Annotated in this window: 3 protein-coding genes and 1 pseudogene; all 4 read right to left on the reverse strand. The window is 75.8% G+C overall.

Going from position 1 to position 2488, the window contains the following annotated elements:
- Positions 1-569: 569 nt before the first annotated feature.
- Positions 570-905 (reverse strand): annotated as a pseudogene (locus AC0CYZ_RS29880) (WhiB family transcriptional regulator); the annotation flags it as partial.
- A 2-nt stretch (positions 906-907) separates the two neighbouring features.
- Entirely contained in the window at positions 908-1459 is a 552-nt protein-coding gene (locus tag AC0CYZ_RS29885) for a DUF3145 family protein (protein WP_472221743.1), read from the reverse strand.
- A gap of 89 nt (positions 1460-1548) precedes the next feature.
- Positions 1549-1719, reverse strand: coding sequence for a hypothetical protein (locus AC0CYZ_RS29890; protein ID WP_472221744.1), 171 nt, complete (start codon positions 1717-1719; stop codon positions 1549-1551).
- Positions 1720-1744: 25 nt separating this feature from the next.
- A partial coding sequence (locus tag AC0CYZ_RS29895) for a hypothetical protein (RefSeq protein ID WP_472221745.1) occupies positions 1745-2488 on the reverse strand: 744 nt, incomplete at its 5' end.

The raw sequence follows: 2488 nt of genomic DNA on the forward strand, positions 1-2488 counted from the left end.
CCCCGGATCGGTGGGCACCAGCGGGCCGCGAGGGTGGCGGCGCGCTCCCGGGCGGCGCGGGCCAAGGCCGGGTCGAACCCGGCCTGGGTCAGCTCGGCGTCGGTAGCGGGCCGGTCGGGGTGGGTGGCCCGTTCGGCGATCAGCCGGGCGACTGCGGCCTCGTCACGGGCCCCGACCAGGGCCGCGTCGGTCGGTCGGGTCTCCCCGCAGTCGTCGGGGCCGATGACCAGCTCGGCCGCGGCTGCGGCGGTGGTCTGGGTCCTGGCGGCCCGTGTCGGGGAGCCGGTGGTGTCGGGGGGCGGCGGTGGCCGCCGGTGGGTGCTGGTGTCGGGCTGTGCGGGCGCGCTCGTCGAGGCGAGGCGGGCGCGGTCGGGGAAGGTCGAGCGGGCCCTTGCCTGGACCGGGCGGTCGCGTGGGTGGCGGGGCTCGGTGGGCAGTGTGGTCGCCAGCCCGGTGCCGCCGGCGTGGCGACCGCCGCCGGGCGCCGGCGCGGACTCGCGCCGCGCCTGCTCAGGGGTGGCCCGCGGCTCCGGCACGCCGCGGGGCCCGGCGGCCGGAAGGTCTCCGCTGCGCTTGAGGCGGCGGCGTTCCCGCTCGGAGAGCCCGCCCCAGATGCCGAAGCGCTCGTCCTGGCCCAGTGCGTCCTCGAGGCATTCGGCCCGCACCTCGCAGCCGGTGCAGATCTGCTTGGCCTCCCAGGTGGAGCCGCCCTTCTCCGGGAAGAACGCCTCCGGGTCGGTCTGGGCGCACAGCGCCCGGTCCTGCCACTGCGCGGCGTCCCCGGCCAGGGCGACGAGCAGCGTCGCGGGCACCAGGCGTGGCCCCTGCGGGTGCTCCTGGGCCGGGTCGCGCGGCTGGTCGTGCTGCTGGTGGTGGTCGGGCTCGGTGGCGGCGGCGGTGGTCATGGTCAGCTCCTGGTGTGGTGGTCGGTGACGCGGGGGCGGGTGACGGGCTGGCCGTAGCGGGTGTGGTCCTCGCGGTGGTCGCGGTTGCGGCGGCGCTGCAGGTCGCGGGCCCAGGGCCCGCCGGCGGCGCGGTCGAGGCCGTCGAGGGCGGGGCCGGGGTCGGTGCCGGCGTCCAGCGCGGCCCGGATCCGCTCGAGGTGGACCAGTACGAGGTCGGCGTCGAGCAGGGCGGCGCCGTCTCGGGTGCCGGCGCTGTGGTGCTGGCCGTATTCGGGGTGGAACACGATCCGTTGCCCGGCGATGTTCTCCCCGGGATCCTGGCAGATTTCGAATACCGCGCCGGGGTCGAGTTCGCGGATCGCGCGCCCCATCCGGGCACAGACGGCTAAATCCGCGTGCAGGTGGCCGTAGCCGGTGTTGGTGTGCAGTATCTCGGTCATGGGTTCGTGAAACCACGGGCGGAACGACTGCTCGGTGAGCAGTTCCCGCAACGCAGGCTCGGTCGCCGGGTCGAGGTGATGGAAAATGATGGTCGCAGCGGCGGTGGCAGACATAGGAGTCCCCTTCGTCGAATTCGTGGAATGCGCTAGCGGGCCGGGTGGAGCTCAGCCGACCGGCGCCGCGGCAGTTCGGCGGCGGCGGGTTAGGGCGCGAGTGGGACGGCGGTGGCGGCGACCTCATCGACCCAGTCCTCGACGTGCCGGTCGCAGGTCGGCACCTTCCAGGGCGGTAGACCCCCACCGGACAGGGTGACGGTCACGGTGGCGGGGTCGGGGCACTGCCGCCCGTCGGGCTCGAAGGCGCACAGGGTCATCGGGTGGCTCCTCGGTTGGTCCGGGTCAGGCGACCCGGGCGGGTGTGTGGTCGATCAGGGCGGCGGCGACGAGCTCGGCGAAGCCGCCGGCCCCGAGGCGGGTGTGCAGGTCGCGGGCGTCCTCGCCCTCGCGCTCGGAGGTCAGCACCACCGCACGCGGGAGGACCTCGGCCAGCCGGGCGCTGCAGCGTCGGCCGGGTTCGTCGGCGTCGCCGACGATGACCACCGGCCGGTGGCCGGCGAGCAGCGCGGCGATCCGCTCGAGCGGCGGTGTCCCGGCGCCGCCGGCCCAGGTGGTGGCGTACCAGCCGGCTCGGTTGAGCGCGTCGACCGAGGACTCCGACTCGACGACCAGCATGGTCTCGCCGGCTCCGATGGCCAGGGCGAGGTCGGCCTCGCGGTAGAGCGGCAGGTCGCGCACCCGGGTGCCGTTGAGCCCGGGCATCCAGGCTTCGGAGGCGGCGTCGGTGCGGAACTCCCACTCGACGGCCTTCTCCCCGGTCACCGGGTGGCGCAGCCGCTCGAGGCGGAAGCGGGTGCCGTAGCTGTGGAAAGCCTCGTGACGGAGCCCGCGGCTGCGCGGGGTACCGGTGTCCTTGGGCGCCGGGAACCCGACGCTCAGGCGCCGCGCCCGCACCCAGGCCTGCGCGCTGAGGCGCTGCGGGCGGGCCAGGTGGTCCAGGGTCATCCCCAGGGCGTGGCAGACCTGCTTGGCGGTGCAGCCGGCGTGGCAGTACACCCACGCCCCGCCGCCGTCGCGGACCCCGAG

Source organism: Actinomycetospora sp. (assembly GCF_055612215.1).